General features: G+C 60.9%; 12 protein-coding genes. 7 read left to right on the top strand and 5 right to left on the bottom strand.

What is annotated here, in order from left to right:
- Window positions 1-142: 142 nt before the first annotated feature.
- The 7 genes from UIA24_RS05875 to UIA24_RS05845 all read left to right on the top strand — a co-directional run bounded on the left by UIA24_RS05875 (window position 143) and on the right by UIA24_RS05845 (window position 5,725).
- Window positions 143-781 carry a peroxiredoxin gene (locus UIA24_RS05875; RefSeq protein ID WP_099776225.1) on the top strand — a complete coding sequence of 213 codons (639 nt, stop codon included), beginning with the start codon at window positions 143-145 and terminating at the stop codon, window positions 779-781.
- 215 nt (window positions 782-996) lie between these two features.
- A complete protein-coding gene (ssuE, locus tag UIA24_RS05870; RefSeq protein WP_102052458.1) occupies window positions 997-1,590 on the top strand; it encodes an NADPH-dependent FMN reductase in 594 nt (197 codons plus the stop codon).
- Between the two features lie 105 nt (window positions 1,591-1,695).
- Window positions 1,696-2,661, top strand: coding sequence for a sulfonate ABC transporter substrate-binding protein (locus UIA24_RS05865; RefSeq protein WP_330522404.1), 966 nt, complete (start codon window positions 1,696-1,698; stop codon window positions 2,659-2,661).
- Between the two features lie 58 nt (window positions 2,662-2,719).
- A complete protein-coding gene (gene ssuD / locus UIA24_RS05860) occupies window positions 2,720-3,868 on the top strand; it encodes an FMNH2-dependent alkanesulfonate monooxygenase (protein ID WP_330522403.1) in 1,149 nt (382 codons plus the stop codon).
- A 10-nt stretch (window positions 3,869-3,878) separates the two neighbouring features.
- Entirely contained in the window at window positions 3,879-4,673 is a 795-nt protein-coding gene (ssuC, locus tag UIA24_RS05855) for an aliphatic sulfonate ABC transporter permease SsuC (RefSeq protein ID WP_065760092.1), read from the top strand.
- Window positions 4,670-5,482, top strand: a complete 813-nt coding sequence (gene ssuB / locus UIA24_RS05850; protein ID WP_065760093.1) for an aliphatic sulfonates ABC transporter ATP-binding protein — start codon at window positions 4,670-4,672, stop codon at window positions 5,480-5,482. Before ssuC ends, ssuB begins: the two co-directional genes overlap by 4 nt.
- Window positions 5,483-5,509: 27 nt before the next feature.
- Window positions 5,510-5,725, top strand: a complete 216-nt coding sequence (locus tag UIA24_RS05845) for a TOBE domain-containing protein (RefSeq protein WP_009400132.1) — start codon at window positions 5,510-5,512, stop codon at window positions 5,723-5,725.
- A 63-nt stretch (window positions 5,726-5,788) separates the two neighbouring features.
- Here the strand turns inward: UIA24_RS05845 and UIA24_RS05840 are convergent, their stop codons facing one another.
- The 5 genes from UIA24_RS05840 to UIA24_RS05820 all read right to left on the bottom strand — a co-directional run bounded on the left by UIA24_RS05840 (window position 5,789) and on the right by UIA24_RS05820 (window position 16,578).
- On the bottom strand, window positions 5,789-11,350 hold the full coding sequence (locus UIA24_RS05840) for a dermonecrotic toxin domain-containing protein (RefSeq protein WP_330522402.1): 5,562 nt from the start codon (window positions 11,348-11,350) through the stop codon (window positions 5,789-5,791).
- 117 nt (window positions 11,351-11,467) lie between these two features.
- Window positions 11,468-12,094 (bottom strand): TetR/AcrR family transcriptional regulator, encoded by a 627-nt coding sequence (locus tag UIA24_RS05835; protein ID WP_065760095.1) that lies wholly within the window; start codon window positions 12,092-12,094, stop codon window positions 11,468-11,470.
- A gap of 1 nt (window position 12,095) precedes the next feature.
- Window positions 12,096-13,679, bottom strand: coding sequence for a glutamate--cysteine ligase (gshA, locus tag UIA24_RS05830; protein WP_330522401.1), 1,584 nt, complete (start codon window positions 13,677-13,679; stop codon window positions 12,096-12,098).
- A gap of 197 nt (window positions 13,680-13,876) precedes the next feature.
- Window positions 13,877-14,260, bottom strand: a complete 384-nt coding sequence (locus UIA24_RS05825; protein ID WP_330522400.1) for a PaaI family thioesterase — start codon at window positions 14,258-14,260, stop codon at window positions 13,877-13,879.
- Window positions 14,260-16,578: a Tex family protein gene (locus UIA24_RS05820; RefSeq protein ID WP_065760098.1), complete on the bottom strand. Its 2,319-nt coding sequence runs from the start codon at window positions 16,576-16,578 to the stop codon at window positions 14,260-14,262. Before UIA24_RS05820 ends, UIA24_RS05825 begins: the two co-directional genes overlap by 1 nt.
- Window positions 16,579-16,585 lie beyond the last annotated feature (7 nt).

The raw sequence follows: 16,585 nt of genomic DNA, 5'->3' as shown, positions 1-16,585 counted from the left end.
AGCCTCGCCTTGGTGCGGGGCTTTTTTTCGACCTGAAATTAATAGCTCGTAAAGTTATAAATAAATCATTATTTATTCTTTTTAATTTGCTTCAGGTCGATGCACAGTGGCTCCACCAGAACGTACTTCAAGGAGCCCCACCATGAGCCTCAGACTCGGCGATATCGCCCCCGATTTCGAACAGGATTCCAGCGCCGGCACGATTCGTTTCCATGAGTGGCTGGGCGACAGCTGGGGTGTGCTGTTTTCGCACCCGGCGGATTTTACGCCAGTCTGCACCACCGAACTGGGGTTCACTGCCAAGCTCAAGGAGCAGTTCGCCGAACGCGGGGTCAAGGCCATTGCCCTTTCGGTCGACCCGGTGGAGTCTCATCTGCGCTGGATCGAAGACATCAACGAAACCCAGAACACCGTCGTCAACTTTCCGATCCTGGCCGACGCCGATCGCAAGGTGTCTGACCTCTATGACCTGATCCACCCCAATGCCAGCGACACCCTGACCGTGCGTTCCTTGTTCGTGATCGACCCGAACAAGAAGATCCGCCTGACCATCACTTACCCCGCCAGCACCGGGCGCAATTTCCACGAGATTCTGCGGGTGATCGACTCACTGCAACTGACCGACAACCACAAGGTCGCCACCCCGGCCAACTGGCAGGACGGTGACGAGGTGGTGATCGTGCCGTCACTCAAGGATGAGGACGAAATCAAACGGCGCTTTCCCAAAGGTTACCGGGCGGTCAAGCCCTACCTGCGCCTGACCCCGCAGCCAAACCGTTGAGTGTGTGACGCATTGCTTTAGCCACAGCAGGGATTTTCGGGCCGTTTCGACGGCCCTTTTTTTTGCGCGGCGTACGGGTTATTCAATATTCTTTTATTGAATAACCAAATGAAAAAATATGATTTATAGATATATAAAACAGCTGTTAAGGTCACTCCATCAACGCGAGATCTGCTGCTCGCACCCGTCTCGAAACCGCTAAAGGATACGCTTCAATGTTGGTTGTCTCTCTCGGTGGCAGTCCCAGCGTGCGTTCACGCTCTGGTGTGTTGCTCGAACGCGCCCGGCACTGGTTGCAAGGCCAGGGTGTGGAAGTGGTGACATTCCAGGTGCGCGACTTCCCGGCAGACGATCTGCTGCATGCGCGCTTCGACAGCCCTAAGGTTCAGCACTTCCTGCAACTGGTCGAACAGGCCGATGGCCTGATCGTCGCGACGCCGGTGTACAAGGCGTCGTTCTCCGGTGCGCTGAAGACCCTGCTGGATCTGCTGCCTGAGCGAGCGCTGAGCCACAAGGTGGTATTGCCCATCGCTACCGGCGGCAGTATCGCCCACATGCTGGCGGTTGATTACGCGCTCAAGCCGGTGCTGTCGGCACTCAAGGCGCAAGAGACCCTGCAAGGGATCTTCGCTGACGACAGCCAGATCGCTTATGGCGAAGGCAGTGCTGCCGCGCAGTTGCTTCCTGCGTTGGAGCTGCGCCTGAACGAATCGCTGGAACAGTTTCACACTGCCCTGGCCCGTCGGCCAAAACCCGTTGCACCGGGGCTGTTGAACGAACGTTTGCTCAGTGCTCGCTGGAGCATCTGAGCCGCAACACGCAACACGCAACGCATTACTCGCACGTCCCACCTTACTCGCCCGCCAACGGGCAAGCAGGTGCAGCCTGAACCCTAATCGCAAAAGGAGAGCGCTATGCGCACTGTCATTTTGCGTCGTGGTCTGGTCGCTCTGTTTGCTGCGGCTGTGTCCTTCGGCGCCATTACTCAAGCCCAGGCAGAAAGCCTGCGTATCGGTTATCAAAAGTACGGCACCCTGGTGCTGCTCAAGGCCAAGGGTACGCTGGAGAAGCGCCTGGCGGCGCAGGGCGTGCAGGTCCAGTGGACGGAGTTCCCAGGTGGCCCGCAACTGCTTGAAGGGCTGAACGTCGGCTCAATCGACTTCGGTGTCACCGGCGAGACCCCGCCGGTATTTGCCCAGGCTGCTGGCGCGGATCTGTTTTACGTCGCCTATGAGCCACCGGCACCGCACAGCGAAGCGATCCTGGTGCCCAAGGATTCGCCAATCGACTCGGTGAAGGCGCTCAAGGGCAAGAAGGTTGCCCTGAACAAGGGCTCCAACGTTCACTACCTGCTGGTTCGGGCCCTGGAAGATGCCGGCCTGAAATACAGCGACATTCAGCCGGTGTTCCTGCCGCCCGCCGATGCCCGTGCCGCCTTCGAGCGTGGCAGTGTCGACGCCTGGGTGATCTGGGACCCTTACCAGGCGGCGGCCGAGAAACAACTGCAAGCGCGCACCCTGCGCGATGGCAAAGGCATCGTCGACAACCATCAGTTCTACCTGGCGACCAAGCCTTACGCACAGAAACACCCTGAGGTGATCAGCGCCTTGGTGGACGAGGTACGCGCGGTGGGTGAGTGGTCCAAGGCCAATCCGCAGGAGGTGACCGATCAGGTGTCGCCGCTGCTCGGCCTGCCCGCCGACATCACCCTGACCTCGGTTAAACGCCAAGGCTACGGTGCGACATTCCTGACGCCAGAGGTGGTCGCCGCGCAGCAAAAGATCGCCGACACCTTCCAGGCGCTGAAGCTGATTCCCAAGCCCTTGAGCATCAAGGATGTGATCTGGACACCCCCGGCCAAGGTCGCCAGCGCGCCTTGAAGCATTGCCTGCGCCGGGGCGTCGCCCCGGTCTGAGCCACCCTTAGGAGACAACTCCAATGAGCCTTAATGTTTTCTGGTTTCTGCCTACCCATGGCGACGGTCATTACCTTGGCACCGCCGATGGCGCGCGAGCAGTCGATCACGGTTACCTGCAACAGATCGCCCAAGCGGCGGATCGCCTCGGTTTTGGCGGCGTGCTGATCCCCACCGGGCGCTCCTGCGAGGACTCCTGGCTGGTCGCCGCTTCACTGATCCCGGTAACCCAGCGCCTGAAGTTCCTGGTGGCTCTGCGCCCCGGAATCATCTCGCCAACGGTCGCTGCACGTCAGGCCGCAACCCTTGATCGGCTCTCGGGTGGCCGCGCGCTGTTCAACCTGGTCACCGGTGGCGACCCGGAAGAGCTGTCCGGGGATGGCCTGTTCCTCAGCCATGAAGAGCGTTATCAGGCCTCGGTGGAGTTCACTCGCATCTGGCGTCGCGTGCTCGAAGGCGAGACGGTCGATTACGACGGCCAGCATATTCAGGTCAAAGGCGCCAAGTTGCTTTACCCGCCGATCCAGCAGCCACGTCCGCCGCTGTACTTTGGTGGCTCGTCCGAGGCAGCCCAGGACCTGGCCGCCGAGCAGGTTGAACTGTACCTGACCTGGGGCGAGCCGCCGGCTGCCGTTGCCGAGAAAATCGAGCAGGTGCGGGCCAAGGCGGCGAAACAGGGGCGCACGGTGCGCTTCGGCATTCGCCTGCATGTGATCGTGCGTGAAACCAACGCCGAAGCCTGGCAGGCCGCCGAGCGACTGATCTCGCACCTGGACGACGACACGATTGCCCGTGCCCAGGCATCCCTGGCGCGCTTCGATTCGGTCGGCCAGCAGCGCATGGCTGCACTGCATGGCGGCAAGCGCGACAACCTGGAAGTCAGCCCGAACCTCTGGGCTGGGGTTGGCCTGGTGCGCGGCGGTGCTGGCACGGCGCTGGTCGGTGATGGGGCAACCGTGGCCGAGCGGGTCAAGGAGTATGCGGCACTGGGCATCGACACTTTTATCTTCTCCGGTTACCCGCACCTGGAAGAGTCGTATCGGGTAGCCGAACTGCTGTTCCCGCACCTGGATGTGCAGCGTCCTGAACCGCCAAAAAGCGCAGGCTATGTCAGCCCGTTCGGCGAGATGGTCGCTAACGACATCTTGCCAAAATCTGCAGCGCAGCGCTGAGGACCGGGCCATGAGTCGTGCTAACGCGCCCTTGTCACACAGGCTTGCCCCTTGGGCCTTGCCGCTGCTGTTGCTGGCTGTCTGGCAACTGGCGGTAAGTGCCGGCTGGCTGTCGACGCGAATCCTGCCGGCACCGAGTGCGGTCATCAGCGCCGGTGTCGAACTGGTGCGCAGCGGTGATATCTGGAAGCACCTGGCGATCAGTGGCTGGCGCGCCGGTGTCGGTTTTGTCATCGGCGGCAGCCTTGGCCTGGCACTGGGCTTCATCACCGGGTTGTCACGTTGGGGTGAGCGTCTGCTCGACAGTTCGGTGCAGATGATCCGCAACGTGCCGCACCTGGCGCTGATTCCGCTGGTGATTCTCTGGTTTGGTATTGATGAGTCGGCAAAGATTTTTCTGGTGGCCCTGGGCACCTTGTTCCCGATTTACCTGAACACGTACCACGGTATTCGCAATGTCGACCCGGCCTTGGTGGAAATGGCGCGCAGCTACGGCCTGTCCGGTTTTGCACTGTTCCGTCAGGTGATCTTGCCGGGTGCTTTGCCTTCGATTCTGGTCGGTGTGCGCTTTGCCCTGGGCTTTATGTGGTTGACGCTGATCGTGGCTGAAACCATCTCGGCCAATGCCGGTATCGGCTACCTGGCGATGAACGCCCGGGAGTTCCTGCAGACCGATGTGGTGGTGCTGGCCATTGTCTTGTATGCCGTGCTGGGCAAGCTCGCAGACCTTGCTGCGCGTGCACTTGAACGGGTCTGGTTGCGTTGGCACCCAGCGTATCAAGTTGCCAAGGGAGATCGCCCATGAGCCTGTTGAACGCGTCACCCGCACGGCTGTTGCGCGGTATTCCGCTGGCTGCGCGCAACCTGCAGAAAACCTTCGGCGAGCGCCAGGTGTTGCGCAACATCGACCTGCATATCCCGGCGGGGCAGTTCGTCGCCATCGTCGGTCGCAGTGGCTGTGGCAAGAGCACGCTGTTGCGCTTGCTGGCTGGCCTCGACCAGCCCAGTGCGGGTGAGTTGCTGGCCGGCCCGGCAGCGTTGAGCGAAGCCCGTGAAGACACCCGGCTGATGTTCCAGGAAGCACGTTTGCTGCCCTGGAAAACGGTCATCGACAACGTAGGCCTGGGGCTTTCCGGTGACTGGCGCCCTCGCGCGCTGGAGGCCCTGGCGGCAGTTGGCCTGGCTGAGCGGGCCAATGAATGGCCGGCAGCGCTGTCGGGTGGGCAGAAGCAACGGGTGGCGTTGGCGCGAGCACTGATCCATCAACCGCGCTTGCTGTTGCTTGACGAGCCGCTGGGTGCATTGGATGCCCTGACCCGTATCGAGATGCAGCAACTGATTGAAACGCTTTGGCGCCAGCACGGTTTCACCGTGTTGTTGGTCACCCACGATGTCAGCGAAGCCGTTGCGGTCGCGGATCGGGTGATTCTGATCGAGGACGGCGAGATTGGCCTCGACCTGCTGGTTGACCTGCCACGGCCAAGGGCGCGCGGTTCACATCGCCTGGCAACCCTGGAAAGTGAAGTACTGAACCGTGTTCTGTCGGTGCCGGGCATTGCGCCCGAGCCGGAACCTGTAGCCCCTTTGCCCACGCAACTGCGTTGGGCGCATTGACCTCTCGTCCCATAAGGAATCAAGCAGATGACTATTAAAGCGATCAACGTACGTAACCAGTTCAAAGGCACCGTGAAGGAAATCCTCGAAGGCCCGGTACTGTCGGAAATCGATGTACAGACCGCCTCGGGTATCGTCACCTCGGTGATCACCACCCGTTCGGTCAAGGAGCTGGAGCTGACCATTGGTAGTGAAGTGATTGCCTTCGTTAAATCCACCGAGGTGTCGATCGCCAAGCTGTGAGCAGGGTGCGACACAACACCCCGACGGGCCAGCCTTGACCCGCCGGGGCGTGGTTGCGCCGGTTTACTCGGCTGCCGGGCGTAGCCCGCCAAACAGCTTCATCGCCTCTGCCTCGTTGATAGGTCCGTGCCAGGCGTTTGATACATTGCGCTCACTGCGCACCTTCAAATGGCCCGCACTTAATTTGCGGAAACCGCTGCCGGGGCGCTGTGGAAAGTGGAAGTGGGCGTACCAAAGCACGGTGTTGGCCGCCAGATCTATCACTTCATACTCTTCCAGGTACTCGATCGGCCGACCTTTGCTGTCTTTTTTCGGTTCCAGGATGCGTCCCCACCGCGCCTCGACGGCATTCTGCTCGTGAAGAAACTGCAACTGACCGATGTTCGGTTGTTGGGTGGTCTTGATTTTAGAGATGCGCAGCTCCTTGCCATGCCGGTCCAGATTCCTGGCTGCATCCTTCAGGCGTTGCATCAACTGACGCTGGTCGTCGGTGGCCTGATCCCCCAGGGCATCCTCGAGATAGCGTGCCCGTTCGCGCAGGTTGGTCGCGTAGTGCTCGGCGATGTTTTGCAGGCTGGCTGGCGCCATGTCAGTAGCCATATAGCCTTGCCAGCGGTTTTTTTGCTCCGCGATGCCGGCCAGTTGCTCGCGGGCCCGGGTTTGCAGTTCGTTAATACGGCGTGGGTTAATCGTTCGGCGTATGACCGGTGCCGTGCTCTGCCAGCGATCCCCGTCGACTCGACGAAAGCTTTCGGTTCGGCCGTCGTTCATGGCGTCGACTACCACCATGCGCTGTTCACCCTCAATGTGTTCCTGACGGCCTATCAGCAGTTGCTGCTCATCGGTTTGGAAGATGCGGGCTGTGCTTGGTCGGCCAGTGCCTCGTCTCGGCGGTTGATAATTGACCAGGGTTCGGTCTATTTCTGCGACCAGTTGCGTTAGGTCGGCACGTAAGCTGGTGGCAGCTGTCGCGTCGACGAAGTTCTGGAAATTAACTGACCACGAGTCAATGTGAGCGATGAAGGTGATGTACTGATTCTTGAACGCTCGTAGGGCTTCCCCATACTGGGTTCGGCTCAGACTGGCCTGTTGTGACTGGAAGTGGCTGTGTAGCGTGCGGATAAGCGCTCTGCTCTGTGTATTGACTTGATTGAAGAACAGGTAGAAATCGACGTCATGCATGTGGTCAAAATTGGCAAGCATTGAATACGTCACATGCAGGCGCGCAAATCGGTAGGCCTGGGGCTCGATTGAGAGCGAGATGAGGCGCGAGGCTTTGATGTCGTGTTGGGTCAGCATGTCGCCGCGCAATTTGTCGCGCAGGTCCATATTACGTTGGGTGTCTCGTTCAAGCCCTTGCAGTTGCGCCAGCAACTGTTTGTTGTTGCTATCGATTGTTGCCCGTTTATGGCGTATCAGCGCACTGGCCTGACTCAGGTCATTGGGCAGGTTGTCGATGAGCGTTAATAGTTCTTGGTTGAGACGTTCTACAGCGATTAGCAATTCGCTTAGTTCCAGGCTGCGTAACTGGATCAGCTTCAGGTTCTGTTCGGCAGCATTGTGCAGGTACTCTGTCAGAAAGCTGGCGTATTGCCGGCGGCCAATACTGGGTTTCAGGCGGCTGAGGGTCTGAAGGCAGCCGTCATGGTATTCGACAAAGCGTTTGCACGCCTTGATCGCCTCTTGCTGTGCACTGCGGATTTGAGCGGGGGATCCACGCTCTCCGACCGGGCCGTTGGGCCCCACGGCTCGGACCTCGTTGAAGCGTCGGATCGCAGCCGCGAGCGCGATCTTGTGCTGATCGGTTTCACGATTCATTCGTGTCAGCTCATCCCGCGGTTGCTCGATGGCGTTGCCGCGCAGGCGGCGAAGGTAGCCGTGCAGGGTTTCCCAGCCATTGTTGTACAGCCGGCTGAACCTCTGCCCTCCACTCTCGACCAGCCGGCCTAACTCCTGCCCTCCACCCTGCAGGCCACTCTCGACTAGCAGGCCGCTCAGGTGCCCATGGGTTTCCCAGACGCCATCTTCGCTGAGCCTTATGGGTTGCTTGTAGTGCTTGAGTGCGTTGCCTTTCAAGCGCCAGGTGTTGTAGGTCGCGTCCCATTGCACTTCGTAGTAACGGCCGTAGCGGCTGATGTAGCGCTTGCCGTCCAGCGCGAGCGTATTGCGCGTATAGCCTGCGCTGTCCAACCGCACCGTGTGTGTCGGCATCTCTGTTTCGTAGCCTTTGAATGGGTCGGGTGAGACCGTGCGCACGGTCTTGCCCAGGGTTGTCCGCTGCGCTTGGGTTTGTCGCAACCGAGTGTACGCGCGTGCGCTGGCCACGCGTGCGCTTGGCGCGGCACCCAGACCTGGGGCAATGTCGAGTAATGCATCAATGATCGACAGTACGACCGAATTCAAGTGGTCGACGCCTTGGCTGTGTTGCCCGCGCATAAAGGCTTCGACTGCAGCGGTGGAGGCGTTCCAGCCATCGTAGAGCCCCACCGCGACACCGACACCCGGCACGAATGACAGGCATAGATGGATATAGTCGTATACCCGGTTGTGGCGGATCGCCGCTTCTTCCAGATACAGCTCGCGTTGGCTGCGGGCTGTTTTTCGATGCTGAGTGATCAACCGGCCCATTTGCAGCCGGCTCAGGTGCGTGGCCAGCGAAAGGGTTTGGCGTGTGCCGGGGGCAATAAAGCCTGTGAAGCTCTTCAGCAGCGCCTGATTGATGTAGCTGCGATGCCGTTCCGGGTCGCCTGCTACGGGACGCGTTGCCAGCCAGTCGAGCATGATGCTGTTCAACGCCATTTGCTCCAACGCCTGGCAGGCCGCTGTTGCGTTTGGATGCTGGCTGACAATGCGGCCGTTGGGTGCTTCTGGCAGGTAAAGGATGACGGTGTCGTGGCTGGCGTTTTGCAGCAGGAACACGCCGGACAGCGCGACCTCATGGCTGGAACCGTCAGCGGCAACACCGGGGTTGAGGTTCAAGGGTGTCCATTCAATCGTACCGGCTGCCGCATCGCGCAGCAGGGCCTGCCCTTGGTCGTCCAGATCTGCAGGTTTGCTCAGGGCAAAGAGTTCCAGGCTGAGTGCAAACGGCCGACGGAGTACTTCATCACGCCACTCTTTTGCCATTTCCGTGTCGCCTTCCGAGCCATTGAAGGCTTCGAGGATGGCACTTTCATAAGCCCCCGCCAGATCGAGCGTCTTGTCGAGGCGAGCCAGGTAGGTGCTGGTCAAGGCATTGCTCAAGCGTGTGCTGCTTTCGGGAGGATCGAAGGCAAAACGCATGTAGTTCATGCGTTGCAGAACGTTCTCATCCATAGCCCCCAGGAGCAGGTTCTCCAGAGGAATATCGCTGCGCGCTTCACTCGGTACGAAGACCGTCCTGGTCGCATGCGCTTGGCCCGAGCCGGCAATCGGCTCTTGGTACATGTCGACCTGGTCCGGCAGGTTTACCGTGATCGTTGGGACGGTCGTAAGCCCGAGATCTTTGCGCAATTGCTGCGCCAGCTTGTCCCGTGCGAACTGGGTGCGTTCGGGCAGGCTCTGTTCCAGGCAGACGATGGAGGCTACCATCGCCTGACTGTACTGTTGGAAGCCGGCAGTCAGGGCGTTTCTCTCTTCAGCCGACAGGCGGTTTAGCCGGGTGTCAAACTGCTTGACGATGTTTTCGGTTCTGTTCTGTTCGGCAATCGCGTTGAAGGCTTGCGTTCGGGCTTCGTTTCTTGGGATCGACAGTAGCGTGCTCAACCAGGCGTGAGCTTCAGTGCTGGGCTCGACCTGTTCGGCGTCTTCTGGTTGTATGGCGTCAATGATCGTCTGCACGCAGTGATCAAAGCAGTGGGTGATCAGCGGGGTGCTTTCCAGGCGCGCCGGTTCCTGGCTGCTGGCCAGCGCGGTCAACAGCGCTTGGGACGCTGTCGGCCCGACACTGTCGATCAGGGTATTGGCCCACAGCCCGGACAGGCTTTCGAGCAGCGCTTGTGTCAGTAGCGTTTCGTCAGCAAACGCCTTCAGCCCGCCATCGCGTCCAGACCGATAGAGCAGTACGTCATTTTCCTGCGTCGTTGTTTCTGCCGCGGGCCGAAAGGTCAGAAAGCCGTGCAGTGGCCACTGTTGATTGCCTATGACCAGTGTCAGCCTGGCAACCTCGACCGTGTGCTCTGGGGTGTATTCCGGTTGTGCCACGACGGCGTCGATGAGCGCGAATTGCGCGTCGTTCAATTCACCCAGCGTCTGCTGCAGACGCGCTTCGGCGAGCAGTGCCTGAGCCAGGCGGTGGCTGATGAAGTCGAAGCGAGAGGTGCCCTCGACGTGTTCTTGCCAGTCGGCAGGGGAGAGGGGGTCGGGCAACTGTTCCAGGTGCCTGGAGGTTTTTTCCTGGTGTTGCTCCAGCGCTTCTTCAAGGGCGCGCAAGGTAACCATGGCTGGCGCAGTGACTGCCGTATCGTCGCCCACGTAGCGCTCAAGGGCTGCTTGATAGGCCGCGATGCGCGAGGTTCGCCAGAGCAGCGGCAGCACAGGGCTGAGTGCATCGAAATGCAGTTGTTCTTCAGCCAGCTGCTGTTCGTGTTGCAGGGTGTTGCGGATCAGAGTCGAGGTTTCATCGGCCAGAGGTGCCACGAGACGCAGGCTGCTGCGTTGCTCCCAGTCGGTGATCGACTGCCAGTCGAGGTTGCCGGGCTCCTGGTTCTGGTCCTTCGTCTGGTTCAGGCAGGCCTGCTCGAGTAACGGCAGTGCGCGCTCTTCATGGTCGAGCAGCAGTTGCTTCAGTACAAAGCCGAAAGCGCTTTCTTCAAGCGGGCTGATGACCGGTGCCCCGGACGTATTGTCGTCATCCTCGGTGGCTGGCAGGTCTGGCCATAAGGTGGCGCGCAGTTCGTTCAAGCCACTCTCCAGGGCTGCACGATCAGCGTATGCGCGAAGGGTTGTCGTATCGCCGGGGCGATACAGCAGCCATGGGGCCTGCTCGGCCAGTGGCTGAACCACTAGCGTGGCCTGCGCCAGCTCACGCATTTTGTCCGAGTGTTCCCAGTAAACCGCCGCCCAGGTGCTGGCCGCATGCCCTTGGTACCAGGCGTGTTCGTCAATGTTCCCGAGGCCGTAAGACAGGTCGATGCTGTGGGTGAAATGCTGTTGCAGCAGGCTTTCTCCGTGCGCCAGGCGAGCGTGTGCATGCCCGGGCATGCGTTGCGCCCAGTATGTGCTGTAGACCTGTGCTACCAACCGGCCTGGTGTCAGGGCGTTGATTCGACGGACCCAGTCGGCACCGCTCATTTGGGCTGCACTGGCGTTGTTATCCACCCCATAGGTGGTCCAGTCTTCTGTAAACAGATTGGAAAACGCCGGGCTGGCGAGCAGGTAGGCCGACATGTCCAACAGGCTCACCTGGGTCGCGTCGTGTTGCACACCGCACAGACGTGGATCGATGTTCCACTGCTGGGAGAGCATGCTGGCAATGGATTGCTGCAGGCCAGGGGATTGCGCCATCAGCGCTTGCAACGCCGGGATGATCTGGTTGAGGGCAATGCTGGCCTGGTGGAGCGAGTTACCTGTACCGGAGCGAGTACCGCTAACGGTCTCCTCCAGGTCGGTAGGCTCAGGGAATGTGATTTCAAAAAAATCTGGCATGGGTGCCCTCCGTGACTAAGTTGAGCGGCGCCGTGTTTGCCGCTCCTTTCAGTTCACACGCATCGCGTGTGGTGGAGGCACTACATATTGCTGGAGATATTGCGGGTGGTTGGCGTACTACCGACGAGGCAGGAACGGTGGCAGGTAGAGGCCCAGGTAGGCGTCGAATACGCGCATGCCTTCTTCCGCCATGCGCGGGGTAATCTGCCCGTAAAGCTGTATCGAGCGGGCGTAGACCCGGTCGCCCAGCTCCATGGCCAGTGCAAACACATCCACGTCATTCGGTAGCACCGGCAACTGGAAGTGCTGCTCGAACAGCTTGTGCATCAAGTCGCCCAGTTCGATGTCGTGCTGGCGATCAGCCTGGGTCACTTCGCTCAGGCCATGCTGGGCGAGGATCAACTGGCGGGCAGCGGCATCGTCGTTGTAGATGCTCAGCATGCGCTGTTCCACCAGCCGTGACAGGTCATGCCAGGTGTTCAGCCGCGTCGGCTCGATGGGTGCCTGCAGGCAGGCCCGGAACGCACGGTGAACATCGGCAGTGAGGGCCTCAAGCAGTGCCGGAACACTGGCGAAGAAGTGGTACACCGACGACGGCGGAATCTGCGCCCGCTCGGCCACGCTGTAGATCGACAGGCTGGCCACACCCTCGCTGGCCAGTAGCGTGCGGGCCGCATCGAGAATGGAGTCGATGCGGGCCTGGCTACGGGCGCGAGGTTTACGTGGAGTGGTGGTACGGGTCATGTCAGTTGCTGATCGCCAGGATGCTGGCCTGGTAGGCGCTGACGAACAGGTCGAAATCCCCCACTTCCTGGCGCTCAAGTTCAGCCTGAGCGGCGAGCGACGTGCGGGCCATAGCCTCGAAACGCTGCAGTTCCTCGGCAGGCAATGCCTGGCTGCGCAAGTATTCGGCGTGAACCTTGCTCTGGCGCAAGGAGAACTCACTGAAGCTTTCGCGGTTCTCGGTCATGCTCGCCAGCACCTGGGCCGAAGGCGTCAATTCAGGGTCGTCGACCTTGGCCTTTTGCTGGGCCAGCGCGCTGACGTGCTCATGCCCACCCTGGCTCTGGTCAAGCAATTGCGCCAGCGGCGCAATGCGCTCCAGCAGTTCCTCGGCCCACTGCGTGAGCGTCACCGGTTGCCCTTGGCGTTGCAGCGTCAGGCCTGGGCGGCGCCCTTCCTTGACGACGGCAAGGAAGTTGCTGGTGCATTGGCCGCATTCGCCATTTTCCAGCAACGGGCTTTCTTCCAGCGCGCAATACAGCAGGAAGGCGTCGAGGAAACGCGCTTCAGCCAGGTCGATGCCCGTTGGCAGGAAGGGGTTGATATCCAGGCAACGCGCTTCGACGTACTGCACGCCACGCGCCATCAATGCCTGGATCGGCCGCTCGCCGGTGTAGGTCACCCGCTTGGGTCGAATGTTGGAGTAGTACTCGTTCTCGATCTGCAGGATGTTGGTGTTGAGCTGAACCCACTCACCATCCTTGTGCGTACCGATTTCGACATACGGCGGGTAAGGCGTACCCACCGCTTTGCGCAAGCTGTCGGTATAGCTGTTCAGGTCGTTGTAGCAGGGCGTCAGGCCGGCTTGTGCATTGCTCTGGTAGCCCAGGTCACTCATGCGCAGGCTGGTGGCGTAGGGCAGGTACAAGGTACTGGCGTCAAAGCTTTCCAACTGATGGGGGCGGCCACGCAGGAAGCCCGCATCCAGCGCTGGCGAGGCACCGAACAGGTACATCAGCAGCCAGCTGTAGCGCCTGAAGTTACGGATCAGGGCGATATAGGCGGCGGACTGATAATCGCGCTCGCTGCCTTCGGCACCTTCGGCCTGCATCAGCAGTGGCCAGAGTTTTTCCGGCAGCGAGAAATTGTAATGAATACCGGCGATGCACTGCATGGTGCGGCCATAGCGCAGGGCCAGGCCCTTGCGGTAGACGTACTTGAGCTGACCGATGTTGGAGGTGCCATACCAGGCGATCGGGATGTCCTCCTCGGCGGGCAGCGGGCAGGGCATCGACGGGCTCCACAGGTATTCGTCGCCCAGTTTGGCGTAGGCGAAACGGTGGATATTCTCCAGGCTCTCCAGGGTTTTTGCCGGGTCGGTCAGGGCAGGGGTAATGAACTCCAGCAGCGACTCCGAATAGTCCGTGGTGATCTGTTCATGGGTCAGGGCCGAGCCCAGCGCCTCGGGGTGCGGGGTCTGTGCCAGGCGACCGTCCTCGGTCACGCGCAGGCATTCGCGCTCAATACCATGCAGGCACTGCTCGAGCAGGGAGAGGTTGTCACGCTGGCCGAGCAGGCTCAGGCGGCGGTTGAGAAGTTCGCTCAAGATGGATTCCTTCACGGTCAGTCGCCCCAATATGGGGGTAGAGATGACGGTCTACAAGGGTGAAGAGAGGAACTGGCGTTGTCGCCTGGTTATCGCAGGCCGGGCCTGCAGGTTCATGCCCCGATTCTCGGGGCACAAAAGACGGTTTCGGCAGTACCTGCGCACTGGCGAAAATAGCCTGAAACAGCAAGCGTCGGCTAGAGGACCGAAAAGGTCCCCTGTGCCTTGGCGACCAATTTGTCGCCCTGAAGCACGTCGGCGTCGACCACCAGCGTGCGTCGCCCGGCATGCAGCACCCGAGCGATACACAGCACGTCGCCTTCGCTGACAGCACGCAGGTAGTTGATCTTGCATTCCAGGGTAACGCTTTGCTGGTCGAAACCGTGGGCACTGGAACAGGCCAGGCCCATGGCGATGTCGACCAGGCTGAACAGCGCGCCGCCATGCAGTTTGCCGCCACGGTTGCGCAGGTGCTCCTGCAGCGACAGGGCAACCTCGGCAACGCCTTTGTCCAGGCGTTGCAGGCGGCAGCCGAGCAATTGGCTGAATGCGCTCTGGACGATACCTTCCGGTGCTTCCATCAACGTTTCTTCAGCTGTTTGGCGTTGGCGAACAGCGAGGCCATGGCGTTGTTTGCCGGGGCGGCGGTTTCCTTGGCCCGTGCCGGCGCGCTCTGTTGGCGAGGTGCCGAGCCTGGGCGGCTGCCACGGGCGCCGTCGACTTTCTCGCCGGGTGTGTCACCCATGCGCATGGACAGGCCAACGCGTTTGCGCGGGATGTCGACTTCCATGACCTTGACCTTGACCACGTCACCGGCCTTGACGGCTTCACGCGGGTCCTTGATGAACTTCTCCGACAGCGCAGAAATATGCACCAGACCGTCCTGATGCACGCCGATGTCGACGAAGGCACCGAAGTTGGTGACGTTGGTCACGACGCCTTCGAGAATCATGCCGGGTTGCAGGTCCTTGAGGTCTTCGACGCCTTCCTGGAACTCGGCGGTCTTGAATTCCGGACGCGGGTCACGGCCTGGTTTGTCCAGTTCCTGGAGGATGTCGGTGACGGTTGGCAGGCCAAAGGTTTCGTCGGTGAACTTTTTCGGGTCCAGGCGCTTGAGGAAGCCACTGTCACCAATCAGCGAGCGAATGTCGCGATCGGTCTCGGCGGCGATACGCTGTACCAGCGGGTAGGCTTCCGGGTGAACAGCCGAGGCGTCCAGCGGGTTGTCGCCGTTCATGACGCGCAGGAAGCCTGCCGCTTGCTCGAAGGTCTTCTCGCCCAGGCGGCTGACTTTCTTCAGCGCGGCGCGGGTCTTGAAGGCACCGTTGGCATCGCGGTGCGCGACAATGTTCTGTGCCAGGGTGCTGTTCAGGCCGGAAATGCGCGACAGTAGTGCTACCGACGCGGTGTTGACGTCAACGCCGACGGCGTTCACGCAGTCCTCGACCACGGCATCCAGGCCACGTGCCAGCTTGAGCTGCGACACATCATGCTGGTACTGGCCGACCCCGATGGACTTCGGATCGATCTTCACCAGCTCGGCCAGCGGGTCCTGCAGGCGACGGGCAATGGACACCGCACCGCGCAGGGATACGTCCAGCTCGGGGAACTCGCGGGCAGCCAGTTCCGAAGCCGAGTACACCGACGCGCCGGCTTCGGAGACCATGATCTTGGTCATTTTCAGGGCGGGATATTTCTTGATCAGTTCGGCGGCCAGTTTGTCGGTTTCGCGGCTGGCAGTACCGTTGCCGATGGCGATCAGTTCAACCGAGTGCTTGGCGCACAGCGCGGCCAGCACGGCGATGGTCTGGTCCCACTGGTTTTTGGGTACATGCGGGTACACCGTGGCGGTGTCGAGCAGCTTGCCGGTGGCATCGACCACCGCTACCTTGCAGCCGGTGCGCAGGCCCGGGTCGAGGCCCAGGGTCGCGCGCGGGCCGGCCGGCGCTGCCAGCAGCAGGTCATGCAGGTTGTGGGCGAAGACGTTGATGGCCTCGCTTTCGGCGTTGTCGCGCAGCTCACCGAACAGGTCGGTTTCCAGGTGGGTGTAGAGCTTGACCTTCCAGGTCCAGCGCACCACTTCGCCCAGCCACTTGTCGGCAGGACGGTTCTGGTTGCGCAGGCCGAAGTGCTCACCGATCATCAGCTCGCATGGGTGCAGGGTGCCCGGCAGTTCTTCGCCAATTTTCAGCGAGGCGGCCAGCACGCCTTCGTTGCGGCCACGGAAAATGGCCAATGCGCGGTGCGATGGCACGCTCTTGAGCAGTTCATCGTGTTCGAAATAGTCGCGGAACTTGGCCCCTTCTTCTTCCTTGCCTGCCACCAGGCGGGCGCTGAGCACGGCTTCCTGCTTGAGGAAACTGCGCAGCTTGGCGAGCAGGCTGGCGTCTTCGGCGAAGCGTTCCATCAGGATGTACTTGGCGCCTTCCAGTGCCGCCTTGACGTCGGCAACACCTTTCTCGGCGTCGACGAAGCGCGCGGCTTCGGTTTCCGGGTTCAGTTGCGGGTCGTTCAGCAGGCCGTCGGCCAGCTCGCCCAAGCCGGCTTCCAGGGCGATCTGGCCCTTGGTGCGGCGCTTCTGCTTATAAGGCAGGTAAAGGTCTTCAAGGCGGGTCTTGGTGTCGGCCAGCTTGATCTCGCGGGCCAGTTCGGGTGTCAGCTTGCCTTGTTCCTCGATGCTCGCCAGGATGCTCACGCGCCGTTCGTCGAGTTCGCGCAGGTAGCGCAGGCGCTCTTCCAGGTGACGCAGTTGGGTGTCGTCCAGGCTACCGGTGACTTCCTTGCGGTAACGGGCGATAAAAGGCACCGTGGAGCCTTCATCAAGCAGGGTCACGGCCGCCTCGACCTGCTGCGGGCGGACGCCGAGTTCTTCGGCAATGCGGCTGTTGATGCTGTCCATAAAACCA

The sequence above is a fragment of the Pseudomonas sp. AL 58 genome (genome assembly GCF_036348395.1).
Taxonomy (GTDB): Bacteria; Pseudomonadota; Gammaproteobacteria; order Pseudomonadales; family Pseudomonadaceae; genus Aquipseudomonas; species Aquipseudomonas defluvii.
Note: the sequence above shows the minus strand (reverse complement) of the source record. Positions and strands in the feature narration are given on the sequence as shown.